Origin of the sequence: Serratia sp. P2ACOL2 (assembly GCF_003691565.1) — a bacterium.
In the GTDB taxonomy this organism is placed as follows: Bacteria; Pseudomonadota; Gammaproteobacteria; order Enterobacterales; family Enterobacteriaceae; genus Serratia; species Serratia liquefaciens.
Window position 1 is genome coordinate 1,834,961 of sequence record NZ_CP033162.1, and the last position, 23,327, is coordinate 1,858,287.

Genomic DNA, 23,327 nt, shown 5'->3' on the forward strand with positions numbered 1-23,327 from the left:
GGTAGCCGGCACCCTCTTGGTGGGGTGGTTCCCATCAGGGTAATTAAGCTCGCTTCGGCGGGCTTTTTTACGTCTGTAGGTTGCCGGTTACGTTATCCGGCGCCGCATCACCTGGTCAGGGTTTAGCGGCCGTATCATTGGTCTTTCCATGGCATATGCACTGGTCAGGTGCCGCGGTCTATTCCCGCCGTCAGGTCTTTCCCAATTTATGCGGTGTGAAAAAATTGCCCCGACGCACGGGGCGAAGACTACACACAGCAATGGTATTTAGGTTGTGGTGGCCGGGAGCAACGCCCCGCAGCCCCCGGCATTCACCACTATCAAAAAGAGCGATCCTCTCCCGCTATTGGCGAACCCTCTCCGGGATTCGGTACTAACGTTCGCCGGGTGAGATACAGTTTTGCACGCCCGCGCTCTTTGATAGTGGTGCTCCGTAACGTGGAGCTGACGAGCGATGTTTAAGCCTCACGGGGCATTCTTTAACCGGGATTACGCCGTCAACCGGTTTCACTGCCGTGACAGGGAGGGTTACTTGCCGTTCGCCTTCTCCAAAACACACCGGCTAATGCCGGGCGGCCCGTTTCGAATCAAATTCTTTGCCGTGTATCGCCGCGGCTTGCGGAACATTTCTGAACAACCGCTGCAGGGTTAGTGCGCTGTTGATGTGACTAAATTTAGATTAACCGAACTTTTCAGTCAATGAAAAATGTTAGATAAAGCGAACAAAATGGACGTAAAAATCACAATGCCATGAAAACATTGGGTATTTTTTTACTTCTGTGGTTTGCGGGCTTTAAGGAGTTCTTCAAATAACCGATTAAAACCCTCAACTCTTTCGCGAAGGTCGGTTAAAAGAACCTCTTTTTCAGATTCTGGTAGGGAGGAAAACAGATCAAGCAGTTCGTTTTCTCTTCCATCAAGTTGGCGTGGCAATTCAGAAGGTTCACCCGGCGACATGTTCTCATCACCGTAAAGTATCCAGGTTGGGGAGCATTGCAGCGCCTTACTCAAAGCAAAAAGATTCTTCCCGCCCGGCTCACTGTCGCCGGTTTCCCATTGTGAAATAGTGACATGGGCAACCTGCACGATCTTTGCGAGAGCGCGCTGGGTTAGTTTGAGTTCTTTTCTACGCGCACGAATGCGCTCACCGGGTAATGTCATAGTTAGATAATTCTAAATTTTCTTGACTTCGTTATCTTGAACACATAATTTGTTAGACAAATCTAACAAGAGGTATTCGCATGTATACGAAAGATGCAATCGCATATTTCAAGACGAAAGCGGCGCTGGCCAAGGCTGCAGGTGTTAAAAAACCTACCGTTTACGCTTGGGGTGAATTAGTACCAGAAGGCCGTGCTGCCCGTCTTGAACGGCTCACTGATGGTGCACTTAAGTACGATCTGTCTCTCTATCAAAATCGTGATGGGATTCAGAAGGGTGCAGCTTAACAACCAACCCCACCAAAATCTGATTATGCGTAATCAAGTTTTGAGCGACAGGAGACGCGAAGTGGAAAACATCGAAAAATTGAAAGACGAAATTACAACCTGGGCAGCAGAGCAAGGGCAGGAGCATGTGGCGATCGAGATCAGCCGGATGTGGTTCCTGTTCGGTGACGACTCAGCAACGGTGCGCTTGCATCCGATCGAAGATGCTTTCGGCCGGGCAGACTGGCGCGCCATCAACAACAACCGGCAGCAGATCTTTCGTTGGCTGCGTGGTGAGTCTAAGGCCGCCCGGGCGAAGGTGCGAGAACTTGCCGACGCCATGGCCGCAGCACTGCCAGCTGAACGGCGCGCCAGGTTGGGCGGTGTATCCGTGCAGTATCTGCTGTCAGTGGCCATCCGTGAGTTTGCCGCGGCAGTGATCGCCATTTTGCTTGGCGCTTGCGATACCCCTCAACGAATAGCGGGGGCGCTAAACGCTCTGCAAGACACCCAGCGCCTGACCAGCGCGCAGTAACTACCAGATTCTAGGAAAGACCAATATGCAAACTGACCACATCACATACCGGAACGGCTGGCGCTTAAATGGCATGCCTACCGACGCCGCAAAAATCAGACCAATTTTCGAAGATCGCCAAGCAGCCGCGCATGCGATCTGGGAACAATACGAGCAGAGCAAGGCTGCGCTGCGTGATCTAGACATGACCCCCGAGCAGTACCAGAACGCCTGCCGGCAGATCGCTGACTCTCTGGGGATTTGATCATGGCTATCAGAAGGGCGCCACGCCCAGACACTCGATTTTATACCTTGAACAAAGACATCAGCGAAGACATGCGCCTTTCATGGGGCGCACGTGGCCTGCTGATTTATCTTCTTGGCAAACCGGATAACTGGGAAGTGTCCGTTGCCAGCCTGATCAATCAGACCGCTGACTCAGGTAAACCTGCAGGCCGTGACGCTGTGCGGGGACTGCTCAAAGAGCTTTCATCTGCTGGATATTTACAGGCTGAGAAGAAGCGCGCAGATGGTGGAAGCTTCGACGGAATGTCGTATGTGGTCTGCGAATCGAGTGGTTTTTCACCGGAGACGGATTATCCGGCCCCGGCTAAACCGGCGACGGGTGAACCGGCCCCGGCAAATCCCCTACAAGTAAGTAATGAATATAAACAAGTACTGAATACAAACAAAAACACTCTTGTGCCATCTGACGACGGCACCCCTGTGCAGCCCAAAAAAGACGATTACCCAACTGAGTTCGAAAAGCTGTGGGCAGAGTATCCGAAACGTGAGGGCAGCAACCCCAAGAACAAGGCCTATCAGGCGTGGAGTGCTCGCCGCAAGGCTGGGGTGACATCGGAGGCTATGGCGGCAGGATTACAGCGCTACGTGGCATTTTGTGGCGCCAAGGGACAAGTGGGCACCAGCTATGTGATGCAGGCGTCGCGCTTCTTTGGCCCGGGGTTGGAGTTTAACAACGCGTGGACGGTGAGCAGCCAACCTGCTCAATCCGGAGTGAAGCGGCATAGCGATACCGCTGCAGACCTTGAAGGGCGCAGCTATGAAACTCGTATCGGTTGGAAAAATAACACGCAGGAGGGCAGGCAATGACTGGCAAACAAGTGAAAAACACAACTGAAACTCTGCTTGAGCACTGTGGGGTGAATAAGCGCTTTCAGGACGCATCGATCGGTAGCTTTGTACCGGTGAACCCACAGGCGCAGGAGTGCCTGACGATTTGCCAGCAATTCACCACTGAGTGGCCGCAGATGCAGACTGCTGGGTCTAACCTCTTGATGTCTGGCCGCCCAGGAACAGGGAAGACCCATTTGGCTGTTGGGATCATGCGTGAGCTGGTCGAGCATTATGACGCGGATGTGTATCTGACTTCGGCGCAGCGAATGATCCGGGCAATGCGCGATACTTGGCGACAGGATGCAACCAGGACGGAATACGAAGTGTTGGGTTTTTACTGTGGGCTGGATCTGCTCGTTATCGACGAAGTGGGCATGCAGAACGGCACTGACTCCGAACGCCTGATTGTGTCGGAAATTATCAACACCCGGTATGAGCAGATGAAACCGACGGTTTTGATCAGCAATTTCACGGTAAAACAGCTCGAGGATTTCATGGGGTATCGCGCCATGGATCGCATTTTGGAAAGCGCAGCAGTGTTGGCGTTTGACTGGGAAAGTCAGCGGGGGCGTCTGTAATGGATTTTGGCAATCTTCCGCAACCGCCTTACAGCATCGATCTGGAACAGGCGATTCTGGGCTCCCTGATGCTCAACACGGACGACGATATGTCCTCTTCAGTGTTCGGCATACTGAAACCCGAAGCGTTTTACCTGGTGGCGCACAGAGAGATTTTCAAAGAACTGCGTGCGCTGAAAAATGCCTGCCGGCCGACAGACCTGATCAGCTTGCATGATGCGCTGGAAAGCAAAGGGGTACTCGAGCAGGTTGGCGGCTTTGCCTACTTGGCTGAAACCAACCGAAACAGTAGCCCGGCAGCGATGGTGAGTTATGCGCATGCCGTCCGTGACAAAGCTATTTTGCGATTCACTCTAGAAAAACTGCAGGAATGTACCTCGCTGGTGCTGGCCAACAACGGCATGGGCACTCCCGAAAAACTGGAAACCGTGCAACAGATGGTCACCGCCGTGGCCGATCATGCACGTACCGGTACCCGCGGCGGCTTACGTCCGGCGATGGATGTGGTGGAGGACTGGATCGAGAAGATGAATCGCCGTTTTGAAGACCCTGATGGTGCTGGTGGCTTAACGCTGGGGATCGAGAGCCTCGACCGACTGATGCACCCGAAACAGGTGCTTCGTGGTGCGCTGGTCGTGATCGGTGCTCGCCCCAAAATGGGTAAAACGGCGGTATACAACAAAATCGCCACGCACTTTGCTTTGAATCACCGTCTGCCGACCCTTGTTTTCAGTCTGGAAATGACGGACGACGGCATCATCGAAAGAATGGTGGCTCAGGAGGCGTGTGTTAATTCTGAGATGTTTTACATCGGACCTGATGATGACATTGCCATGTCTCGGGCGATGGCCAAGGCTGCAGAACTGGCAGAGTCCAATCTGATGATTGACAGCACCCCCGGTGTGACGCTGGCGCACATCCGCAACGAATGCCGAAAAGTGAAACGTCAGCGCGGCGTACTGGGATTGGTGGCCATCGATTATCTGACCCTGATGAAAGCCGAGGCCGCCGAACGCCGCGACATTGCCTATGGAGACATCACCACCGGCTTGAAGAACCTGGCGAAGGAATTGGATTGCCCCGTATTGCTGCTGACTCAGCTCAACCGAAAACTGGAGGAACGCGCCGACAAACGGCCATGGCCAGCGGACAGTAAAGACACCGGGCAGATAGAACAGGACTGTGATGTGTGGATCGGTTTGTATCGTGATGCCGTCTACAACAAAAATGCTGACCCTAACCTGATGGAGCTGTTGTTGCGACTGAACAGGGAAGGGGTAAGCGGTACTGCGCATGCGTTGATGGTTGACGGCTATATCAAAGACATCAGCGATGAAGACGCTGCACGCCTGGGGCAGAAAGGCCAGGCATCAGAAAAGCGTTACAGCAAAAATTCCAAGATCGAAGCGTTTTAAATCGCGCCTGACCAGCGTGTTAATCAACCAAAAGGAAAGACCTATGAGCACTACAGAATTAATTTTTGCGAAAGACCCCGGCGCCGAAGTCATTGACGACGGCTGTGATCACACTGCGCTGATTATCTGGCATATGAACGCCAACGCCCGGGTACGCTCTGGCTCGACGTTATCCCGACCACCGGTACCGGAACAGGTAGTACCTCCGAAATTTGCCCGTACGCCAGCGAAGGCTTCGAAACGGGCTTCCAGTAAGAAAAAAGCTTTCACGGTCGATTTCCCGACTCGTAACCTGGCGGCAGTTATGATGGGAAAAACGTTGACCTATCATGGCATTCTCACCGCGCTGAATAAACATTACCCCGATCATGGGCTGACACACCGTCACCTACAGACCCGCATTCTGACGATGATCAATTCCCCTCACTGCGAAATAACCCGGCATGAAAAACCAGTACCGGAATTCACCCTCACTCACGTTGACGGGCAGTTCTACGTCAACTCAGAGAAACAGCAGCATTTAGCGAGAGGGTGATCTATGGTCGGGCAATCGGATTATCTCCCGCCCGGCTTACCGCACAACCGCGGGCTCTGGCCGCAGGAATATCGAGATCTGGAAAACCTCGACCTGCGCGCCAGTGGCCTTATCAAGAATCTGTCTGCGCGGAAGATACAGCGCACCGCAGTGACCGACGCGATTAACTCGGTACCGGAAAACTATCGCGAACATTTCAGGGCGCGCCTGAATTACTGGCGCGAACGCAGAGAGGGGAAGGGACAATGACAAAATTAAAAGGCTGGGTGGTGTGCAATCCGTTAACGACGCTGTTTTGGGCGATCGTGATTTTCTGGGTAATAGTTGCGGCGGCTGTCGCTTTGGCGGTGTTGTGATGCCAGCAAATCAACTGAACCTCAAGGGAAAGAGCATTCTGGATATGTGCTGCGGCTCCCGTATGTTCTGGTTCAACAAAGAGGACGAGCGCGCCGTATTCAGCGATAAGCGCAACGAGAGCCACACCCTGTGCGACGGGCGCCGCCTGGTCATATCTCCTGACCTAATCGCAGATTTTACCTCTTTGCCGTTCGCTGATTGCACCTTCCCGGTTGTTGTGTTCGACCCGCCGCACCTAGAGCGTGTAGGCCCCAACGGCTGGCAGGGCAAGAAGTACGGGAAGCTTGACCGCGAAACATGGCGCGATGAGCTGCGCGCCGGGTTCACTGAAGCTTTCCGCGTGCTGCGGCAACACGGCGTGCTGATCTTCAAATGGAACGAAACCCAGATACCGGTTAGCCAAGTCGTCGCCCTTACAGACGAAAAACCAGCTATCTGGCAGCGCACCGGAAAGAACGACAAAACGCACTGGATCATCTTCGTAAAATCGGGCGAAACAGCTAGGGAAGTGAAATCATGAGTATCTGGCCAACAGAAGTACAACAGTGCGCATCGTCGGTGCTGCCAGTTCATGATTTGAACGGCGACGAGCAGCAGGAAGTTCTGCAGCAAATCAATCAGATGTTCCTCAACCGTGTCAGCCCGCAGGATATACAGAAAACGGCGCACGCCTGGGCGCGTCAGAAACAGATCGTTGATTTCCGGCCTGATGCCGTGGAAAACGGCCTGGTGGTTGTCGGGTTCGCTGGCGGTGGTGGCAGCTGCGAGGGCATCAAGCAGGCGCTGGGTTTTGAGCCGCATATCGCGATGAACCACAACCCGGTGGCCATGGCGATGCACGCCGTGAATCATCCGCGCACGCTGCACTACCCGGAGGATATTTTCAGCGTGGATCCGAAAATTTCCACTGGCGGATTACCAGTGTTGTTGGGCTGGTTTTCTCCTGACTGCCGTCACTTCTCAAAGGCCAAAGGCGGGACGCCGGTCAAGAAAGAGATCCGCGGTCTGGCGTGGGTGGTGTTGCGCTGGGCGTTGGCGGTGCGGCCGCGCTATTTGATGCTGGAAAACGTAGAGGAATTCCGTTCTTGGGGGCCGCTGAAAGCCGATAAGAAGGGAAATTTATACCCCGACCCGGCGTACACCGGCGCAACGTTCCGCGCGTTCATTGGAATGCTGAGCGATGGAGTCGCGCCAGATTCTCCGGCTCTGGCTGAGGCCTGCGAATTCTTGCAGATTGATATCGACAGCGACGACGCCCGCAGCTTGGTTGCCGGGCTGGGCTACAACGTGGATCACAAAGAGCTGAGAGCCTGCGATTATGGCGCCCCTACCATTCGCAAGCGCCTGTTTGTCGTCAGTCGCTGCGATGGTGAGTCTGTTGTCTGGCCGGATCCATCCCATGGCGCGCCGGATAGTGCAGATGTGCTGGCAGGCCAGCTACAGCCATGGCGAACTGCTGCTGAGTGCATCGACTGGTCAATTCCTACGCGCAGTATTATGGGGCGCAAGAAGCCGCTGGCGGACAACACGCTGCGCCGTATCGTGAAAGGATTGAAGCGTTACGTTATCGACTGCCCGGATCCGTACATCGTCCAAATCGGGCAAACCGGGTTCGGCGGCGATGGCCGGCAGTACGCTACAGGCACACCGTTGACGACGGTCACCAGCAAGGCCGAACACCTGCTGATCGAGCCGTTCGCCGTGAAATGCAATCACACGTCCAACCGAACCAAATACGACTGTTTCCGGGGACAGTCCGGCCGCCTGCCGCTGCAGACGGTCACACAAACCCACGGTTTCGCGGTGGCAGCACCGGTGGTTGTGCGGCAGTTTGGGAATAGCACTGGAAACCGTGCTGATGCGCCAGTGGGCACAATCATGCCTGGCGGTGGCGGAAAAACTCAGCTGGCCAGCGCAGTGCTGGTGGGTGCTGGTGGCCCGACCTATTCCGGCAAGCCGCGCAGCATCGCCTCGCCGATGGCAACTATCCCGACCGAGTCCCATACCGCGCTGGCGTCCGCCTCGCTGATTCAGATGGGTTATGGCGAGCAGAGAGGGCAGGCGCCGCGCATCCTGAATATTCGTGCACCGCTGGGGACTGTCGTTGCTGGTGGCATCAAGCATGCCGTCGTCGCGGCCAATCTGATCAAACACTACGGCGGCAACTACACTGGCGCGGGACTGGGAATGGACGAGCCAGCGCACACGGTGACGCAGGTCGATCACCACTCGCTTTGTACTTCGCACCTGGTGCAGTTGCGCGGCACTTGCAAGGACGGTAGACCAACAAATGCGCCAGCGCCAACCTTGACCGCTGGCGGTAATCACATCGGGCATGTGACGGCGTACCTGCAGAAATACTACGGCAACGAAAAGGAAGGGATCGACGTTGATGCGCCGATGCATACGGTGCCGACGCATGACCGTTTCGGGCTAACTGAGGTGAAATGCGAGCCGACGCTGATCACTGATGACCAACGTTATAACGCCTGGTGCTGTGCGCGTCTCATGGACGTATTCAGTGATGAGCCGGACAACAGCCACCTGTTCCCTGCACTTCGACCACAGTTTATCCAGGTCGGCGAATTTATGGTGGTCGACATCTGTATGCGCATGTTGGAGCCCCGTGAGCTGTATAACGCCAACGGCTTCCCGCGGAGCTACATCATCGACAAGGACATCGACGGCACCCGCTGGCCCAAGTCGGAGCAGGTAGCGCGCTGTGGTAACTCGGTACCACCGCCATTTGCAGAGGCGCTGGTAAGGGCAAACATGCCGGAGTTGTGTGTTTGGCGGATGGCTGCGTAATGAAACAACAGCCCCGCTATAACGCGGGGCTGTTGTGTGGTGAATAGGTAAATTGATACTGGTTAAATATACAGTATAATTGGTGGCATGATATTCACAGGCGGAGGTGTCGATCGTTAAAACCGATCGATATGCGACTAAACGATCTGTGTTACCTATTTGACCTGACAAAATCCAAGGGTTTAGCTCTAATGGCATGCAGGGAGATGGAGGGATAACAAGCAATCTCAAAGATTGAGGTGTTTATGATTGATTTGGAAGAACTTAATAACCTTCTCCCTGAAAATGGCTTTGTTGTAATTCGTCGTGAAAATGGTGAGACCGTGGGCTTACGTTTGGTCAAGGGTGACGAACACATTTCGACACTTAACGCGATGTTGGAAGTGGCAAAATTGGCGGGCTATTCGATTGTCGCCCCTGATGGAAACACGCTATAATCAATGAGCTGGACTGAACACCCAGCCCATTCAATTCTGAACAACTGCTGCGCTACTGGAGACTCCCAATGGCGCAGTATTCGTACACAAAGACAGCAGGAAATCTACTGGTGCCGACCACTCGGGAAGCCAGAGACTTTTTGCAAACCAAAAAGATAGGATCGGTTCTTTACGCCGATTTCAAGCAAGCCCGAAACCCAGCCTTTCACCGTAAGCTATTTTCACTCCTGAACCTTGGTTTTGACTACTGGCAACCGACTGGGGGTGCAATATCCCCAGCCGACAAAGCGCTTGTGAATGGCTATGTGAAATTTTTGGCTTATTACGCTGGCGGCGAAGATGCCTTGCAGGCGGCAGCTGATGAGTATTTGGCTGACGTGGCAGAGAAAAGGGCCGGTAATATCAGCGTTGCAAAATCCTTCGAAGCGTTTCGTGCCTGGGTGACCATTCAGGCTGGATTTTACGTTGAATATGTCATGCCCGACGGCAGCGCTCGCAAGGAGCCTAAATCGATCTCATTCGCTAAAATGGACGATATCGAGTTCGGAGAGTTTTATAAAGCTGTGCTCGATGTGCTCTGGAATTACATCCTGTTCCGTACCTTCCCCGATCAGCAGTCTGCAGAGAATGCCGCGACCCAGCTCATGGGGTATACATCATGAGCAAATTAACCAAAGAGGCCCGCGGCCGCGACTGCCAGATCCGGATCCCTGGGTTCTGTAATTTCAACCCAGAAACCACCGTATTGACACATTACCGCATGGCGGGAACCTGCGGCACAGGGATTAAACCCGACGACGTGCAGGCAGCGTGGGGATGTAGCGCGTGCCACGATGCCTGCGATGGGCGAACCAAGACCGAATATAGCCGAGAGGAACTTCGTCTTTTTCACGCCGAAGGAGTTTTTCGCACACAGGCCATTTTACGCAGGGAGGGCAAGCTATGAACGCTGACGGCCTGAAACTGACCGAAGAACAAGAGGCTTGGCTACACCCATGGTTGGAGCGGTGGGGCGCATGGGTTTATACAGGGCGACTGGAACGCCGACAGAGCAGCATCATCGCAGAGTACATGGCAACGGTTGAGCCGAGCAATTATCCAGAGCGCCCAATCTGCAACGATGACGACGGCATGTTGATCACCCGCGTTGTGGACAAACTGCATGCCATCGATCGCCGAGCGTTTGGCTTACTGCTGAGCCGTTACGTGCATGGCTCATCTGATAGGGCGATCGCCAACTACTACCATGCTGTAGCAAAGCCCCGGCAAATGGCCCGTCGGTGTGGTGCGCCAGCCCACAGGAAACCGTCACACAGAACCTGCAGGCGGGAAGTCGTTGAAATACTATCTGCAGCTGAATACTTGTTGTATCAGCCCTTGCAAGATGCGTTTATCGAACGCGAACAGGAGCGAAAAAAGAAAAAAATGATGCGAACGTGTTGACATCAATGGACCAATGGCCCAGTATTCCAATATACGTTGCCATTTGTGTATGCGTACCGAGAGAAGAACCCGTCGCGTGCGGGTTTTTTTATGAGCGTTTGTAAAGATAAGCATTAGTTATTGTATGGTTTAATGTGGCTGACTTAGAATTCGCCACCTCGGCCCTTTAGCTCAGTTGGTTAGAGCGCGCGACTCATAATCGCTCGGTCGCTGGTTCAAGTCCAGCAAGGGCCACCAACCGCCATTAGCTCAGCAGGAAGAGCAACGACCATTAAGTTGTAGGTACGGGGTTCGAGGCCTCGATGGCGGACCAATGCGGGCATCGTATAATGGCTATTACCTCAGCCTTCCAAGCTGATGATGTGGGTTCGATTCCCACTGCCCGCTCCAGAAAAAGCTTTTCAGCCTGCGAAGATGGGATTACCCGGAGTGGCTGGAAAGCGCATCAGAAGGGCGCATTTAGTTTTGATACGCACTATCGAACCCTTTGGTGGGGAGTTTCTAAGTGCGTCCCTCGATGTGAAGTGACTGCCGGGAAAGACCGGCAACCATTCAAGCCCTGGCCTAACCCGCCGGGGCTTTTGTATTCAATTGGGTTACACATGCGGCGATGCTTGCATAGGTGAATTGAAAAAAACATAAGTTTGGTTGACAAAATCAAGAAAACGCGAAAATATTAGGTTTACGAATCCTGAAAAAAGCGAAACTTGATATGACCGAAAGACAGTTGGCACCTTGTTGGGAGTTTCAGTCCTACCTTGATGAGGCGAGTGTGATGAACTTGCTGGCAGAGGTTGCTGGGGTTCTTGAGCAGCTTTACTACCACGGACACACTCTCGACAGTAACTGGTCAAAGGGGGTCAGGGCTTATGACTGGGTCCGTAGCCATTTGATAAAAAATGAAAAGAATATTTCTGGCCTGAGTATGGTAACCAAAGGGCTCGATTTTGTTCTTGCCTTGAATAAGGTACCTCTTCAGTTTTCCAAGGACTGTATTGCTGCTCCGAAGAAAAAGCATCGTTTGGTACGCAACAAAGCTGAGTTTGAGCAGTTAAGCCTTTTTGGGGGGAGTGAGCCAGAAGCTGAACAGGATATAACATGGCGAATTCTGGCTGAACCTTACCTCTCTGTTTTGTCTGATGATGACATTGACGACGATGATGAAGAAATAACTTTGCCTCGCTGGATTGTAGCGTTGGTTGGCTTCAACTCCTATGGCGCAGCGGTTAGTGAGGTTCGATATGAGCCAGTCGCGTCTATTCCGCCTATGTCCGTGGACTCTTCAGATCTACCTTCTGAAACTGATATTGAAGACCCCGATTTGCGGAAACGTAAGAAAGGCGAAGATGATCAGGATGTAAAAGACAATGGCACATCAAGTGATTAACTTTGATGATGATTATCGTGGGGATAAGCTCAAACTGGCTAGGATGGCCAGGGGCTTTTCTTGCGAAGAATTAGCAGAGAAAATAGGAAAAACAAAGCAATTCGTTAGTAAGTTAGAAAAAGGTGCGAAACCGACAGAACTGCTACTTGATGAGTTAGCGAAAGTTCTGGATATTCGCCCAGAATTTTTATTTACAGAGCGCAAGTATGCTTTGGAAAGCGATGTCTGTCACTTTAGAAGCAAAAAATCGCGGACGCAGACTTTAACCAATAGCGTGCTCGCTAGGGCTGAAATCTTAAACTTACTGATTTCTGCTTTAGAGGATGAAATTCAATTACCGGAACTTAATATTCCTGACGCATCTGGTGCTGAAATTTTTAGTATGAATGATGTGGAAAGGGTTGCTGAAGAATGCCGCAGATGCTGGGGGCTTGGTATTGGGCCGATATCGTCAATGGTGAAACTCGCAGAAAAACTGGGGGTAATTGTAACTCATGTTACAGGAGTTGATGATAGAGTGGATGCATTTACTGTCCACAATAGGCGTCCAGTAATTATTCGGAATGATGCAAAAAAAAGCATGTGTCGTTTCCGCTCGGATATCGGCCATGAGTTGGGGCACTTGGCTATGCATGAGGGAATTGTCACGGGTGATAAAAAAACAGAGTCACAAGCTGATCAGTTCTCGAGTGCTTTACTTGTACCTAGAGTGTCTTTCATAAAAGAGTTCCCTCGTATCCGTGGTAAACAGTTTGATTGGAATGCCATGTTGGCATTTAAGCTTCGTTGGAAGATTAGCCTTCGGATGGCAATCTATCGAGCGACGGCTTTAGGTTTGCTTTCACAAGAACAAGCGCGACGAGGATATATTCATTTGAACTCAAAGGGATATACAAAGAGTGAGCCTGGTGATGAAAATATACCATTAGAAGAGCCAACTCTTCTATCCAAAGCTATAGATATGTTGGACGATTCCGCTTGGGTAGATATTCTTGAGCGTACAGGATTAACGGTTGAACTTGTTCGAGAGTTGTTTGGGGTAAATCGACCATTAAGGGATGTTAAAACCTTGTTTAGGGTGGTTGTAAGTAATTGACTTACCCATTTTTACTTAATGCTTTCAAGGTAGCTGTAACTGAAATGTTAGTTGTCGCGATATCAGATACTTAATACGTTACCAATGACTCCCGTCTTACGTATAAGGCTGCACTTCGGTGCGGCCTTTTTCGTTTTTATCACCCGATGATCGGGCCAAGCCCCGGCGAGGGGGAAGGATGAAATCCATGCCGGAAAAAATCGCAGATAGCGCCACGCATGGCGGTTGGCTGGTTGGCCTGCTGCTCGGGGCAATAAATTATTTCTCGCCCAGTGAGTGGATGGTGATCGGCATTTTTGTCGGCATCCTCAGTTCCGTTATTGGGTGCATCGTGGGCATTTGGTTCAGGTGCCGGCGAGAAAGGTTGCTGAAAATGTACCTAATTGACCGCTCAAACAAGAACATCAGTGCGCGGGACGTTGATCTGATAGGGGGCGAGTAGTGGCTTCGATAAAAACCAAACTCAGCGCCGCTATGCTGGCGTTGATTGCTGCCGGTGCATCAGCCCCGGTGATGATGTCGCAGTTTCAGGATGAAAAAGAAGGTCAGCGCCTGAATGCATATCAGGACGGTGTCGGTATCTGGACAATTTGCGGCGGGGTGACAATGGTCAACGGCCAGAAGGTTGTGAAGGGCCAGCGCCTGACCGCTGAGCAGTGCAAGCAGATTGACACAGCCGAGCAGAAAAAGGCGCTCGATTGGGTAGACCGAAACATCAAGGTGACGCTGACCGAGCCGCAGAAAGTCGGTATCGCGTCGTTCTGCCCGTGGAATATTGGCCCCGGGAAATGTTTCACCTCCACATTTTACAAAAAGCTGAACGCCGGGGACCGCATCGGCGCCTGCCGCGAAATCCGCCGTTGGATTTACGATGGCGGCCGAGATTGCCGTATCCGCTCCAATAACTGCTACGGGCAGATAGTACGGCGCGATCAGGAAGCCGAACTGGCTTGCTGGGGATTGGACAAATGAGCGGCCGGATCTCAAAACTGGCCGGCGGGGGAATGTTGCTCCTGCTGGTGGTATCAATTTGCCTTGGTGGTTATAGCTCGCTGCTGTCTCACCGGTTGGAGTTGTCGCGGCAGCAGATGGCCGAGCAGGAAAAGACGCTGGCGCAGCAGTCAGGACTGATTGCCACCATGCAGGTACAGGACGCCCGTAACCGCACGCTGATGGCAGAACAACAAAAGAAAAATCAGCAACTACGCCAGCAGGGGGAAACGTACCAGAGGAAATTACGCGATGCACTTAAAAGCGATAAATGTGGCAATAGTCCTATGCCTGCCGCTGTTATTGACCTCCTGCAGCAAAACGCCGGAACCACCGCAACAGGTAGTGCTGTTACCCCCTGAGTCCGTATTCGCGCCATGCGAGCAACCACAACTGCAGGGTGATACCTGGGGAGGTGCACTCAGCTACACGCTGGCACTTCAAACAGCTTTATCAATATGCGCCGGGCAGGTAGTCACACTAATTCAGTGGAGGCAGAGTTTGCATCATGATAAAAACAAGACTCAATAAGGAGCGTTAATCATGGCAACTATTGGAACTCTTAAATTATTAGAGACCTATGTTTTTACCAGTAATAAGCCTTCACGAGTTAAATATGAAATATATACCGATGGCAGCGCGCTTACAGCAGAGCTGACAATTTATCGGATAAACCCAATAGGTGTGCAATCGCGTGACGTTATTGTTTTGATTGCCTCACCAAACCACCCTGAATTCGCTCGTGATGAGGCGAGAGAGCACTTCCGGCAGAACTACGCTTAACCTCGCACTTGCCCACCTATTGGTGGGTTTTTAATTGTCCACCGCAGAGCATCTATCCAGGTGCTGCGTAATAGACGAAAAAAAGCCCCTTCAGAGGAGGGGCAAGACACAACAACACCAGGGAAATCGGTACGTTAATAACGTTTAGTTATTGTACGGGTTTTGATGGGTGAATATTGATGCAATTATGCATTGGTGTGATGAACTAATCTGCATTGCAGAGCAGCCTTTCGAGACTGCTGCGTAATGCGCAAAGCAAAGTCACCTCGTTACTCCGGCTCGCTGTGGGGGTAGCGCTGGTGGCTTTTTTTATGGAGCACGCTATGTCACAACCGGAAGAAAGCGGCCTTGAGCGCGATTACTGTGCCGGTCAACTTTCTCTCCGAGACCTGGCAGAGATATACGGCATCAGTGAGGGGGCCATCAGAAAGCGCGCCAAGAAATACGGCTGGGTACGCAGTGTAAAAACTGGTACGCAAAAAGGTACGCAGGTACGCAAAAGCGGTACGCAAAAAAAAAGAGTGCGTACCAAGGCAACCCCCGCCAATCCTGACGCCGGCGAAAATGGCTCCGAAGGGGAGAGTCCATCATCGGCAAATACGAAACCGATACGTGGTGCGCGTACCGACCCACCTGTTAACGCATTCCAGCCCCACAACCAAGTTGCGCTTAAACATGGCGGCTATGCCCGTCGTCTACTGCTTAGCGATGAAGTGATAGAGGATGCAAAGGCATTGACGCTTGATGATGAGCTGTTCCGTCTGCGTGCGAATAACCTGGTGGCATCCGAGAATATCGGGCGCTGGAAAACCCAATTGGAAGACGCCGAACCCGACGAAGTAAAAGGGTTGCTGGAAAAAATCAGTGCGGCGGACAAAGCCATGATGCGCAATACCGTTCGAATTGAATCGATAGAGGGCACCACCGCAACAATCCGCAAGGTGTTTGCCGACACAAATTATCGTGTGATAGCGGCGGAGAAAATCGGGCTCGAAGTCGATCGCCTGAAACTCGAACTCGGTGATCCGAATAATGACGCCTCTGGCGGTCTGGACGATTTCTATGCTGACAACCCAACGACCCTCACTGAATCCAGCGCTCCGGCCATTCTGGACGACGAAGGCGAGGAATAAGATCCTCTATGGCGGTCGCACCTCGTCAAAATCCTGGGATGCGGCGGGAATGGCTGTTTATCTTGCGGATAAGTATCGGCTGCGTTTCCTCTGTACTCGCCAGATCCAGAACAAAATAGAAGAATCGGTATATGCGCTGCTAAAAATTCAAATTGAACGTTTTGGCCTGCGTCATCGGTTCCGCATTCTGGATAATAAAATAATCAACCGCTTTACCGGCAGTGAGTTTATGTTTTACGGGCTGTGGCGCCATGTAGACGAGATAAAGTCGCTGGAAAGTATCGACGTGCTCTGGAACGAGGAGGCGCACGCGATGACCGAGGCACAATGGGAAATTCTGGAGCCAACGATCCGTAAAGAAGGTTCGGAGTGCTGGTTTCTGTTTAACCCACGTCTGACGACTGATTTTGTATGGCGAAATTTTGTTGTTTCTCCGCCGCCAGACACACTCATTAGAAAAATAAACTATAACGAGAACCCCTTCCTCAGCTCCACGATATTGAAAGTAATAAAAGCGGCAAAAGCCCGCGATAAAGAGCAGTTTGAGCACGTTTATCTTGGCGTACCACGCACTGATGACGATGAAGCCATTATCAAGCTGTCGTGGATTGAGGCGGCCGTAGATGCCCACAAGGCGCTAAATATTGAACCACTTGGACGCAAGCGCGTTGGTTTTGACGTTGCGGACAGCGGCGCTGATAAGTGCGCCAACGTGTATGCGCATGGCTCTGTGGCGCTGTGGGCTGACGAGTGGAAGGCACGCGAAGATGAACTAATGAAAAGCTGTAAGCGAACGTACAACGTTGCGCTACAGCATGACGCGGCGATCGTTTACGACAGTATCGGTGTCGGTGCGTCGAGTGGTTCAAAATTTGCCGAGATTAACGAAGATCGCGAAAGCGCCAGTGATTGGGGTGCCACGGCTATCGAGTATTTCAAATTTAATGCCGGCGGCGCGGTATTCGAACCTGAACGTGAATATCAGCCCGGGATCACCAATAAAGATTTCTTCGCGAATATAAAGGCGCAGTCCTGGTGGCTGGTGGCCGATCGATTCCGTAACACCTACAACGTGATTAATGGAAAAGAAAAGCGCGAGAGCTTTACTGACGACCAGTTGATCAGTATCGATTCGGATTGCCCTCTGCTGGACAAACTTAAATTTGAGTTATCAACACCAAAGCGTGATTTCGATAAAAACGGGCGCGTGAAAGTGGAAACGAAAGACGATTTGAAAAAACGCGACATTCCATCACCGAACGTTGCTGACGCTTTCATTATGGCGTTCGCACCGATTGAGATGCCGTTCGTGATTTCCGAGGACTTCCTGGAGAGCATTTGATGTGGCCCTTTAAACGAAAGCAACAAGATGAGGCGCCGCCGGCACAGGAAGCGCAGACGCCTCCAGACATGGCGATCAGTGATGAACTGGTAGCTACGGTAGGCCAAAAACCACGCCGGGAGTTCGCGCAATATGAGCCACCGGTTGGCGTGATCCCAGCCGATATTCGTAGCGCTGTGCTGGCGATGGACTCTACGCCATACGATTCACTGAACGGAAGCTATCCCGACTTTGTGTTTGGTGGCTTCCCTGGCTATCCGTATTTGGCGCAGCTCGCACAGCTACCGGAATATCGCCGAATGGTCAGCGTGATCGCCGAGGAAATGACCCGCAAGTGGATTAAGGTCAAAGCCGCCGGTGATGGTGACGAGAGCAAAGCTGAACGTGTAGCCCTGCTCGTCGCCGCGATGGAGCGCTACAAGGTGCAGGACGTGTTCCGTCTGGCCATCGAACATGACGGCTTCTTTGGCCGCGGGCAGATTTATATTGATGTCCGCTCCCCTCTGGGCCTTTCAGCCTGGACAGACCGAGAAGAGCTGCAATCAAAGTTATTCGTGTCCAACAAAAAAATCACCCCCGGCTCGCTGGTGGGATTCCGCGTTATCGAACCGGTGTGGACATATCCGGGCATCTACAATGCCGACAACCCGCTGAGCGATGATTTCTACAAGCCGGCGGAATGGTATGTGATGGGAAAAACGGTGCACGCCAGTCGCATGCTGGACCTGGTATCACGCCCGGTACCGGACATGCTGAAAGCGGCTTATAACTTCGGTGGCTTATCGTTGACGCAAATCGCGGAGCCGTATGTCAGTAACTGGCTACGTACCCGCGACAGCGTGGGGGATGTGCTTCACTCGTTCTCGCTGAGCGGCATCATGACCAATATGGGACAGGTCCTCCAGGGCAAGAACGATCCGAACTATGCCAAACGGGCAGAGCTATACAACCGAACCCGCGACAATCGCGGACTGTTGATGCTGGATAAATCCACTGAAGAGTTTTTCCAGTTCAACACGCCGCTGAGTGGGTTAGACACGTTGCAGGCACAGGCTCAGGAGCACATGTTCTTCGTCAGTGCGATCCCCTCGGTGAAGTTTGCCGGACTAAGCCCGACGGGACTGAATGCTTCGAGCGAAGGCGAAATCAAGGTGTTCTACGACACGATAGCCGCCGGAGCATCCCGATTGCTCAAACACCCGCTAAAGCGCGTGATGGACATCATCCAGCTGTCGGAGTTCGGTGAGATTGACCCGGACATCACCTTTGAGTTCGAACCACTGCATGAAATGACTCGCGAGCAGCTGGCCACCATCCGCAAAACCGAAGCGGAAACGGACCAGATTTACGAGAGCGTGGGTGCGGTAACCAATAACGAGGTGCGCGAAAAGCTGGCCTCGGACCCTAACAGCCCGTACAGCGGTCTGGATCTGAGTGGGGAGATTGAAATTGTCGACGACGACGAAGAGCCAGGCACCGAAACGGATATTGATAAAGCGGATAACCCGGAAAAAGACCCTGAGGCCGATCCGGCCGAACGCCGGGATTGAAGCCTGGTACCGTCGCCAACTGGATAAAGCCGTGTTGGAGATGCACAACAGCACGCTTTACTGGTTAAAAGCGCAATACCGACAGACGGGCCTGGCACAGGATGCATCACCGGCTATCATGATGCGGGTTGCAATGCGTAAACTTTCCCGCCGTTGGTTACGTAAATTCGACCTGCTGGCGGCGAAACTGGCGGAGCGCTTTACCTCTGATGTGATGAAAAATAGCGATGCCTCGCTGTCGAGTGCTCTACAGCAGGCAGGTTTCACAGTGCCGTTCAAAATGACGGCGGAAATGAACAATGCGCTGCAAGCTACCATCACCGAAAACGTCAACCTGATCCGCTCAATCCCTCAACAATATCTAACCCAGGTCGAAACGCTGGTGATGCAGTCGGTTTCTCGTGGGCGTGATCTGGGCACGCTGACTAACGAGCTGCAGCAACGTTATGGCATCACCCGGCGCAGGGCGGCGTTTATCGCTCTGGACCAGAACAATAAAGCCACCTCGACCATGCAGTCAGCACGTCAGCGTGCGCTGGGCATTCGTCGCGGGCGTTGGCGGCATTCTCATGCTGGTAAAGAGCCAAGGCCATCGCACGTTAAAGCCGATGGCGAAGAGTTCGATTTGGACAAAGGGATGTTTCTTGATGGCAAATGGGTAATGCCTAGTGAAGAGATTGGCTGCCGTTGCACGTGGGAGGCGATTTTACCTGGACTGGAGTAATGAATGACAACCGAACTACTGGCTTTTGACCGGGGTTCGGTACGGCACTTGGACAAAGTCGGCAGGCTGCAAGTTGAACGCAGCAATATCAGCAAGGCTAACGTCTGCGGCTATTACGGGCGTGAAATCCCGAAATCCGAAGAGCTGGGACTCGACCCCAACAAGCTCTACATGCTGTACCGCGATCCCGAAGAACTGCGCAAGGCAGTAAAAACCTTCAACACCATCCCCATCCTTTGCAGACACAAGCCCGATTATCCGGGCGCGCCCGCGCGTGAATTGCGGGTGGGGACGACGCACGCCAACAGCGAGTTTGACGGCACCTATCTGACTAACGGGCTGTCCATCTGGGACAACTCCGCCATCGCCGGTATCGAGACCGACGAACAACGAGAACTGTCATCGTCGTATGCCTACGTCGCTGACATGACCCCAGGCGTTACCCCGGATGGCGTCAAATTTGACGGCGTGATGCGGGATATCGTCGGTAACCACGTGGCTCTGGTCGGCGATGGCCGGGCCGGATCCGATGTACTGGTTTTTGATTCCCTTCCAACGGAGTTACAACGCATGAAATTAAATCGTAAGGGCGTCGCTATGCGCGCAGCGCTGGGCGCCTATCTAAAGCCTCGGCTGGCGCAAGATGCTTCGCCGAAAGACCTCACGCAACTGGTGGGCCTGCATAAACGCCCCAACGCGATCGCCAATGCAGTGAAGTCTGCATTTGCCACCCGCCTGGCACAGGACATGGATATTGAACCGGCAGAGCTAGCGGAACTGATGGAGGCAGCGGAGGAAGTTGTCGAACCGGAAGAGCAAGGGCCCGCTTTTGACACAGATAACCCGCTGGAAAGCGTACTGGCGCTGCTGGCCGATAAAGTGCCAGAAGAAGTGCTGGAGAAAATCAAGGCGGTGCTGATGCCTGCGGCTGACGATGTACAGGATGATCCAGAGAAAAAACCGGCTAAACCTGATCCTGACGCGGTCAGTAAACCCGCTATGGATGCAGCAATTAAGTTAGCTGCAGATCAGGCAACCAAAACAGCTACAAAAAACTTCCAGGCTGTTCGTGTGGCAGAAAGTGAAGTGCGTCCGCTGATCGGCGATGTTGTCGCGATGGACTCCGCCGATGAAGTTTACCGCACTGCACTGGAGCAGGCCGGGATTGATATCACCGACGTGCATCCGAGTGCTTACCGCAGCATGGTGAGGTACGCCGTGGAGCAAAAGCAGACCACCAAAGCACCAAAACTCGCGTTGGATTCCGCGGCGGCTTCCTCTTTCGCCGCCGATTTCCCGACCGCCGGCAAACTCAAACGAGGTTATTAATATGTCAGGATTTCAAAAGAGCATGAACCAATACCCCGCACCGGGGATTGAAGGTTCTTTTGCCAGCCTTAACCCTTACGCCAGCTATGTCGCTGGTGACGGGGCACTCATCGCCGGGCCGGATGGCCTGACTATCGGGCGCTTTGCATGGGTAGTGAAAGGCGTCGCATCGAATAAGGGCACCGGCGCGCCAGCGGGCTTTGTGCCGCGTGATGGTCAGGCGTCAATCGTTGATTGGCTGGGCGCTGCCTCCAACCTGATCCAACCCGGCCGCGAATGCACCCTGCATACCGCCGGTGATTATTGGGCGGTTACCACCACGGCGGCCACGGTAGGCCAGAAGGTGTTTGCCTCGCTGACAACCGGGGAGATTGCTACCGGTGCGGCGGGTGCCACCGTCGATGGTTTCACCGAAACGGTATTCTCTGTGGCCAGCTCTGCGGCGGCCAAAGAACGTATTAAAATCAGCACCTGGAGCAAGTGATGAATAAATTTAAGCAACACTACGCCACCGCCAGCCGCGATTACGGCATCATCCTGCCGGGCGCGCAGGCGTACCTGCCGCCAGAGTACGCAAGTAATTATGCGCTGGCGATGGATGCGCAGCCGGGATTGGTCACCGCCAGCAACTCCGCCGTACCGGCCTACTTCACCAACTATGTCGATCCTGAGTTACTTCGCGTATTGGTGACGCCAATGAAGGCGGCGCAGATCCTCGGTGAAACTAAAAAAGGTGACTGGACAACGCTGAGCGCCCAATTCCCGATTGTGGAATCGTCTGGTGAGGTCAGCTCCTACGGTGACTACAACCACAACGGCATGGTGACGGCGAATGCCAACTGGGTACCGCGCCAGAGTTACCACTATCAGACGCACACCCGTTGGGGCGAACGTGAACTGGATATGTACGGCGCGGCGCGTATTGGCTGGGCGGCGGAACTGAATGTGTCGTCAGCGTTGACGCTGAACAAGTTCCAGAACAAGTCCTATTTCTTCGGCATTGAAGGCCTGGAGAACTATGGCCTGCTGAATGACCCGTCGCTTTCTGCACCGATCACGCCAGATGAAGTCGGCGGAAAACTGAAATGGGATGACAAGGACGGCCAGGCGGTCTACGACGATGTGGTCAAGCTCTACAAGCAGTTGGTGAAGCAGACCAATGGTCACATCGAGCGAACTGACAAGATGAAACTGTGCATGTCGCCGTCTTCAGAGGTGAACCTGACCAAGACCAACGGCTACAAGGTCAACGTTTCCGACCTGCTGCAGAAAAACTTCCCTAACCTGACGGTAGAAACCGCTGTGGAATACACCACGGATGCCGGTGAGGTTGTACAGCTGATTGCTGAGCGTTTGGGCGAGCAGGACACAGGTTATTGTGCCTTTACAGAGAAAATGCGCGCGCACGCTGTGGTAACGGAATCTTCTGCATGGCACCAGAAAAAATCGGCAGGCACCTGGGGGGCGATCGTTCGCCAGCCGCTGGCCTATGCACAAATGTTGGGAGTGTAAGAAATGGCAGAACAAGTCACAGTCGGCTGCAAATTGCCGAACGGTCTGGTACTGGATGTTGAAGGCAAGCAAGCGATTGTCGCGGGGTTCCGTGGTGAGGATGTGCGCATTATTGGTGGGTATGGTCTCACTGCTGTGGACAAGGAGTTGTGGGAGGCTTGGTTAGAAATCCACAAAGATCAGCCTTACGTGAAAAACGCCGTGATCTTTGCCCAGGACAACGGTAATAGCGTTCGTTCGCAGGCCAAGGAGCAGGAGAAGGTGAAGTCAGGGCTTGAGCCGTTGTCGCAGAATAATCCGGCACCGGGTATCAAGCGTGACGATGAGGCCATGAACCAAGCGAGCAAGGGGTAACCGATGGGCGTCGTAACTTTTGATATCAAGACATTTCGTGAGTTGTATCCAGAGTTTGCGGCGGCCAGTGACACGTTGCTTGAGGCGCTGTTCAATCAGGCCTCAACGCTTTACCTCGACAATACCGACGAAAGCGTAGTGCAGGATGTGAAAGAGCGCGAACAGCTTTTTTTCTTGCTGGTGGCGCATCTTTGCGCATTGCGGGGCTTTGGTTCTGGACAGACCGGCGGACAGGGAGGCGGTCTGGTCGGCCGCATTACCAGTGCGTCGGAGGGATCTGTTTCCGTGTCGGTGGACAGCAGCGGTAGCAACGATCAGTCCTGGTGGTTTCTGCAAACACCTTATGGTGCAAGTTATTGGCAGGCAACGGCGCCATACCGGACGATGCAATATCATCCGGGCGCATCCCCTTCACGTTACCCGGGGCATTATTACCGGCCTGTGCGCCGCGGGCGCTAACCTTTTGGAGACAAGCT

General features: G+C 53.1%; 30 protein-coding genes and 3 tRNA genes. 32 read left to right on the top strand and 1 reads right to left on the bottom strand.

The genetic code is table 11. The annotated features are described in order from the left end of the window. Nucleotides 1–771: 771 nt before the first annotated feature. Complete coding sequence (locus EBA31_RS08905; protein ID WP_122078435.1) at nucleotides 772–1,161, bottom strand: helix-turn-helix domain-containing protein; 390 nt, start codon at nucleotides 1,159–1,161, stop codon at nucleotides 772–774. An 80-nt stretch (nucleotides 1,162–1,241) separates the two neighbouring features. Here EBA31_RS08905 and EBA31_RS08910 point away from each other — a divergent pair, with 80 nt between their 5' ends. The 32 genes from EBA31_RS08910 to EBA31_RS09070 all read left to right on the top strand — a co-directional run bounded on the left by EBA31_RS08910 (nucleotide 1,242) and on the right by EBA31_RS09070 (nucleotide 23,310). Next, on the top strand, nucleotides 1,242–1,448 hold the full coding sequence (locus EBA31_RS08910) for a Cro/CI family transcriptional regulator (protein WP_122078438.1): 207 nt from the start codon (nucleotides 1,242–1,244) through the stop codon (nucleotides 1,446–1,448). A 61-nt stretch (nucleotides 1,449–1,509) separates the two neighbouring features. Continuing rightward, entirely contained in the window at nucleotides 1,510–1,962 is a 453-nt protein-coding gene (locus tag EBA31_RS08915) for a toxin YdaT family protein (RefSeq protein WP_122078440.1), read from the top strand. Between the two features lie 25 nt (nucleotides 1,963–1,987). Then, complete coding sequence (locus tag EBA31_RS08920; RefSeq protein ID WP_122078442.1) at nucleotides 1,988–2,206, top strand: hypothetical protein; 219 nt, start codon at nucleotides 1,988–1,990, stop codon at nucleotides 2,204–2,206. A 2-nt stretch (nucleotides 2,207–2,208) separates the two neighbouring features. Continuing rightward, entirely contained in the window at nucleotides 2,209–3,054 is an 846-nt protein-coding gene (locus EBA31_RS08925; RefSeq protein WP_122078444.1) for a hypothetical protein, read from the top strand. Beyond that, nucleotides 3,051–3,656, top strand: a complete 606-nt coding sequence (locus EBA31_RS08930) for an ATP-binding protein (RefSeq protein ID WP_122078446.1) — start codon at nucleotides 3,051–3,053, stop codon at nucleotides 3,654–3,656. The genes EBA31_RS08925 and EBA31_RS08930 overlap by 4 nt, the downstream gene beginning before the upstream one ends. After that, nucleotides 3,656–5,071 carry a DnaB-like helicase C-terminal domain-containing protein gene (locus EBA31_RS08935; protein WP_122078448.1) on the top strand — a complete coding sequence of 472 codons (1,416 nt, stop codon included), beginning with the start codon at nucleotides 3,656–3,658 and terminating at the stop codon, nucleotides 5,069–5,071. Before EBA31_RS08930 ends, EBA31_RS08935 begins: the two co-directional genes overlap by 1 nt. Before the next feature lie 43 nt (nucleotides 5,072–5,114). Further along, nucleotides 5,115–5,606 carry a hypothetical protein gene (locus tag EBA31_RS08940; protein WP_122078450.1) on the top strand — a complete coding sequence of 164 codons (492 nt, stop codon included), beginning with the start codon at nucleotides 5,115–5,117 and terminating at the stop codon, nucleotides 5,604–5,606. A 3-nt stretch (nucleotides 5,607–5,609) separates the two neighbouring features. Beyond that, nucleotides 5,610–5,855: a hypothetical protein gene (locus EBA31_RS08945; protein ID WP_122078452.1), complete on the top strand. Its 246-nt coding sequence runs from the start codon at nucleotides 5,610–5,612 to the stop codon at nucleotides 5,853–5,855. A 106-nt stretch (nucleotides 5,856–5,961) separates the two neighbouring features. Continuing rightward, complete coding sequence (locus EBA31_RS08950) at nucleotides 5,962–6,483, top strand: SAM-dependent methyltransferase (RefSeq protein ID WP_122078454.1); 522 nt, start codon at nucleotides 5,962–5,964, stop codon at nucleotides 6,481–6,483. Beyond that, on the top strand, nucleotides 6,480–8,771 hold the full coding sequence (locus EBA31_RS08955; RefSeq protein WP_122078456.1) for a DNA cytosine methyltransferase: 2,292 nt from the start codon (nucleotides 6,480–6,482) through the stop codon (nucleotides 8,769–8,771). The genes EBA31_RS08950 and EBA31_RS08955 overlap by 4 nt, the downstream gene beginning before the upstream one ends. Before the next feature lie 245 nt (nucleotides 8,772–9,016). Further along, entirely contained in the window at nucleotides 9,017–9,208 is a 192-nt protein-coding gene (locus tag EBA31_RS08960; protein WP_122078458.1) for a hypothetical protein, read from the top strand. A gap of 68 nt (nucleotides 9,209–9,276) precedes the next feature. Further along, complete coding sequence (locus EBA31_RS08965; RefSeq protein ID WP_122078460.1) at nucleotides 9,277–9,870, top strand: DUF1367 family protein; 594 nt, start codon at nucleotides 9,277–9,279, stop codon at nucleotides 9,868–9,870. Further along, the gene (locus tag EBA31_RS08970; protein WP_122078462.1) at nucleotides 9,867–10,154 is read left to right on the top strand and encodes a DUF1364 domain-containing protein; all 288 of its coding nucleotides are present in this window, start codon (nucleotides 9,867–9,869) and stop codon (nucleotides 10,152–10,154) included. Before EBA31_RS08965 ends, EBA31_RS08970 begins: the two co-directional genes overlap by 4 nt. Then, nucleotides 10,151–10,651 carry an antiterminator Q family protein gene (locus EBA31_RS08975; protein WP_122078464.1) on the top strand — a complete coding sequence of 167 codons (501 nt, stop codon included), beginning with the start codon at nucleotides 10,151–10,153 and terminating at the stop codon, nucleotides 10,649–10,651. Before EBA31_RS08970 ends, EBA31_RS08975 begins: the two co-directional genes overlap by 4 nt. A gap of 160 nt (nucleotides 10,652–10,811) precedes the next feature. Beyond that, nucleotides 10,812–10,888: transfer RNA gene (locus tag EBA31_RS08980), tRNA-Ile, on the top strand. Between the two features lies 1 nt (nucleotide 10,889). Continuing rightward, a tRNA-OTHER gene (locus EBA31_RS08985) sits at nucleotides 10,890–10,964 on the top strand. 2 nt (nucleotides 10,965–10,966) lie between these two features. Next, nucleotides 10,967–11,041: transfer RNA gene (locus tag EBA31_RS08990), tRNA-Gly, on the top strand. 322 nt (nucleotides 11,042–11,363) lie between these two features. Beyond that, nucleotides 11,364–12,038, top strand: coding sequence for a hypothetical protein (locus EBA31_RS08995; RefSeq protein WP_122078466.1), 675 nt, complete (start codon nucleotides 11,364–11,366; stop codon nucleotides 12,036–12,038). Continuing rightward, nucleotides 12,019–13,134: an ImmA/IrrE family metallo-endopeptidase gene (locus EBA31_RS09000; protein WP_122078468.1), complete on the top strand. Its 1,116-nt coding sequence runs from the start codon at nucleotides 12,019–12,021 to the stop codon at nucleotides 13,132–13,134. Before EBA31_RS08995 ends, EBA31_RS09000 begins: the two co-directional genes overlap by 20 nt. A gap of 187 nt (nucleotides 13,135–13,321) precedes the next feature. Continuing rightward, nucleotides 13,322–13,576 (top strand): phage holin, encoded by a 255-nt coding sequence (locus EBA31_RS09005; RefSeq protein ID WP_202914198.1) that lies wholly within the window; start codon nucleotides 13,322–13,324, stop codon nucleotides 13,574–13,576. Further along, nucleotides 13,576–14,106 carry a lysozyme gene (locus EBA31_RS09010; protein ID WP_122078472.1) on the top strand — a complete coding sequence of 177 codons (531 nt, stop codon included), beginning with the start codon at nucleotides 13,576–13,578 and terminating at the stop codon, nucleotides 14,104–14,106. Before EBA31_RS09005 ends, EBA31_RS09010 begins: the two co-directional genes overlap by 1 nt. Continuing rightward, nucleotides 14,103–14,486 carry a DUF2570 family protein gene (locus EBA31_RS09015; RefSeq protein ID WP_122078475.1) on the top strand — a complete coding sequence of 128 codons (384 nt, stop codon included), beginning with the start codon at nucleotides 14,103–14,105 and terminating at the stop codon, nucleotides 14,484–14,486. The genes EBA31_RS09010 and EBA31_RS09015 overlap by 4 nt, the downstream gene beginning before the upstream one ends. Before the next feature lie 181 nt (nucleotides 14,487–14,667). Further along, nucleotides 14,668–14,907: a hypothetical protein gene (locus EBA31_RS09025; protein ID WP_122078479.1), complete on the top strand. Its 240-nt coding sequence runs from the start codon at nucleotides 14,668–14,670 to the stop codon at nucleotides 14,905–14,907. 323 nt (nucleotides 14,908–15,230) lie between these two features. Further along, the gene (locus tag EBA31_RS09030; RefSeq protein WP_238387443.1) at nucleotides 15,231–16,040 is read left to right on the top strand and encodes a hypothetical protein; all 810 of its coding nucleotides are present in this window, start codon (nucleotides 15,231–15,233) and stop codon (nucleotides 16,038–16,040) included. Then, nucleotides 15,970–17,382, top strand: a complete 1,413-nt coding sequence (locus EBA31_RS09035) for a PBSX family phage terminase large subunit (protein ID WP_122078481.1) — start codon at nucleotides 15,970–15,972, stop codon at nucleotides 17,380–17,382. Before EBA31_RS09030 ends, EBA31_RS09035 begins: the two co-directional genes overlap by 71 nt. Then, nucleotides 17,382–18,932, top strand: a complete 1,551-nt coding sequence (locus EBA31_RS09040; protein WP_122078483.1) for a DUF1073 domain-containing protein — start codon at nucleotides 17,382–17,384, stop codon at nucleotides 18,930–18,932. Before EBA31_RS09035 ends, EBA31_RS09040 begins: the two co-directional genes overlap by 1 nt. A gap of 40 nt (nucleotides 18,933–18,972) precedes the next feature. Then, nucleotides 18,973–19,656, top strand: a complete 684-nt coding sequence (locus tag EBA31_RS09045) for a phage minor head protein (RefSeq protein WP_122080602.1) — start codon at nucleotides 18,973–18,975, stop codon at nucleotides 19,654–19,656. A 3-nt stretch (nucleotides 19,657–19,659) separates the two neighbouring features. After that, nucleotides 19,660–20,985: a DUF2213 domain-containing protein gene (locus EBA31_RS09050; protein WP_122078485.1), complete on the top strand. Its 1,326-nt coding sequence runs from the start codon at nucleotides 19,660–19,662 to the stop codon at nucleotides 20,983–20,985. Between the two features lies 1 nt (nucleotide 20,986). Next, nucleotides 20,987–21,469, top strand: coding sequence for a hypothetical protein (locus EBA31_RS09055; protein ID WP_122078487.1), 483 nt, complete (start codon nucleotides 20,987–20,989; stop codon nucleotides 21,467–21,469). After that, nucleotides 21,469–22,497, top strand: a complete 1,029-nt coding sequence (locus EBA31_RS09060; RefSeq protein ID WP_122078489.1) for a DUF2184 domain-containing protein — start codon at nucleotides 21,469–21,471, stop codon at nucleotides 22,495–22,497. Before EBA31_RS09055 ends, EBA31_RS09060 begins: the two co-directional genes overlap by 1 nt. 3 nt (nucleotides 22,498–22,500) lie before the next feature. Further along, a complete protein-coding gene (locus EBA31_RS09065) occupies nucleotides 22,501–22,851 on the top strand; it encodes a hypothetical protein (protein ID WP_122078491.1) in 351 nt (116 codons plus the stop codon). Between the two features lie 3 nt (nucleotides 22,852–22,854). After that, nucleotides 22,855–23,310, top strand: a complete 456-nt coding sequence (locus EBA31_RS09070; protein WP_122078493.1) for a DUF4054 domain-containing protein — start codon at nucleotides 22,855–22,857, stop codon at nucleotides 23,308–23,310. The last annotated feature ends 17 nt before the right edge of the window (nucleotides 23,311–23,327 follow it).

What these genes read in the sequence shown, in the direction of transcription:
- EBA31_RS09045 (WP_122080602.1), top strand. Translation starts at nt 18,973, where the DNA reads ATGCACAACAGCACGCTTTACTGGTTAAAAGCGCAATACCGACAGACG.
- EBA31_RS09060 (WP_122078489.1), top strand. Translation starts at nt 21,469, where the DNA reads ATGAATAAATTTAAGCAACACTACGCCACCGCCAGCCGCGATTACGGC.
- EBA31_RS08935 (WP_122078448.1), top strand. Translation starts at nt 3,656, where the DNA reads ATGGATTTTGGCAATCTTCCGCAACCGCCTTACAGCATCGATCTGGAA.
- EBA31_RS08975 (WP_122078464.1), top strand. Translation starts at nt 10,151, where the DNA reads ATGAACGCTGACGGCCTGAAACTGACCGAAGAACAAGAGGCTTGGCTA.
- EBA31_RS08995 (WP_122078466.1), top strand. Translation starts at nt 11,364, where the DNA reads ATGACCGAAAGACAGTTGGCACCTTGTTGGGAGTTTCAGTCCTACCTT.
- EBA31_RS09015 (WP_122078475.1), top strand. Translation starts at nt 14,103, where the DNA reads ATGAGCGGCCGGATCTCAAAACTGGCCGGCGGGGGAATGTTGCTCCTG.
- EBA31_RS09035 (WP_122078481.1), top strand. Translation starts at nt 15,970, where the DNA reads ATGCTGACAACCCAACGACCCTCACTGAATCCAGCGCTCCGGCCATTC.
- EBA31_RS09055 (WP_122078487.1), top strand. Translation starts at nt 20,987, where the DNA reads ATGTCAGGATTTCAAAAGAGCATGAACCAATACCCCGCACCGGGGATT.
- EBA31_RS08945 (WP_122078452.1), top strand. Translation starts at nt 5,610, where the DNA reads ATGGTCGGGCAATCGGATTATCTCCCGCCCGGCTTACCGCACAACCGC.
- EBA31_RS09050 (WP_122078485.1), top strand. Translation starts at nt 19,660, where the DNA reads ATGACAACCGAACTACTGGCTTTTGACCGGGGTTCGGTACGGCACTTG.
- EBA31_RS08940 (WP_122078450.1), top strand. Translation starts at nt 5,115, where the DNA reads ATGAGCACTACAGAATTAATTTTTGCGAAAGACCCCGGCGCCGAAGTC.
- EBA31_RS08930 (WP_122078446.1), top strand. Translation starts at nt 3,051, where the DNA reads ATGACTGGCAAACAAGTGAAAAACACAACTGAAACTCTGCTTGAGCAC.
- EBA31_RS08955 (WP_122078456.1), top strand. Translation starts at nt 6,480, where the DNA reads ATGAGTATCTGGCCAACAGAAGTACAACAGTGCGCATCGTCGGTGCTG.
- EBA31_RS09000 (WP_122078468.1), top strand. Translation starts at nt 12,019, where the DNA reads ATGGCACATCAAGTGATTAACTTTGATGATGATTATCGTGGGGATAAG.
- EBA31_RS09040 (WP_122078483.1), top strand. Translation starts at nt 17,382, where the DNA reads ATGTGGCCCTTTAAACGAAAGCAACAAGATGAGGCGCCGCCGGCACAG.
- EBA31_RS08910 (WP_122078438.1), top strand. Translation starts at nt 1,242, where the DNA reads ATGTATACGAAAGATGCAATCGCATATTTCAAGACGAAAGCGGCGCTG.
- EBA31_RS08925 (WP_122078444.1), top strand. Translation starts at nt 2,209, where the DNA reads ATGGCTATCAGAAGGGCGCCACGCCCAGACACTCGATTTTATACCTTG.
- EBA31_RS09070 (WP_122078493.1), top strand. Translation starts at nt 22,855, where the DNA reads ATGGGCGTCGTAACTTTTGATATCAAGACATTTCGTGAGTTGTATCCA.
- EBA31_RS08920 (WP_122078442.1), top strand. Translation starts at nt 1,988, where the DNA reads ATGCAAACTGACCACATCACATACCGGAACGGCTGGCGCTTAAATGGC.
- EBA31_RS09030 (WP_238387443.1), top strand. Translation starts at nt 15,231, where the DNA reads ATGTCACAACCGGAAGAAAGCGGCCTTGAGCGCGATTACTGTGCCGGT.
- EBA31_RS08905 (WP_122078435.1), bottom strand. Translation starts at nt 1,161, where the DNA reads ATGACATTACCCGGTGAGCGCATTCGTGCGCGTAGAAAAGAACTCAAA.
- EBA31_RS08950 (WP_122078454.1), top strand. Translation starts at nt 5,962, where the DNA reads ATGCCAGCAAATCAACTGAACCTCAAGGGAAAGAGCATTCTGGATATG.
- EBA31_RS09005 (WP_202914198.1), top strand. Translation starts at nt 13,322, where the DNA reads ATGCCGGAAAAAATCGCAGATAGCGCCACGCATGGCGGTTGGCTGGTT.
- EBA31_RS08960 (WP_122078458.1), top strand. Translation starts at nt 9,017, where the DNA reads ATGATTGATTTGGAAGAACTTAATAACCTTCTCCCTGAAAATGGCTTT.
- EBA31_RS08970 (WP_122078462.1), top strand. Translation starts at nt 9,867, where the DNA reads ATGAGCAAATTAACCAAAGAGGCCCGCGGCCGCGACTGCCAGATCCGG.
- EBA31_RS09025 (WP_122078479.1), top strand. Translation starts at nt 14,668, where the DNA reads ATGGCAACTATTGGAACTCTTAAATTATTAGAGACCTATGTTTTTACC.
- EBA31_RS08965 (WP_122078460.1), top strand. Translation starts at nt 9,277, where the DNA reads ATGGCGCAGTATTCGTACACAAAGACAGCAGGAAATCTACTGGTGCCG.
- EBA31_RS09065 (WP_122078491.1), top strand. Translation starts at nt 22,501, where the DNA reads ATGGCAGAACAAGTCACAGTCGGCTGCAAATTGCCGAACGGTCTGGTA.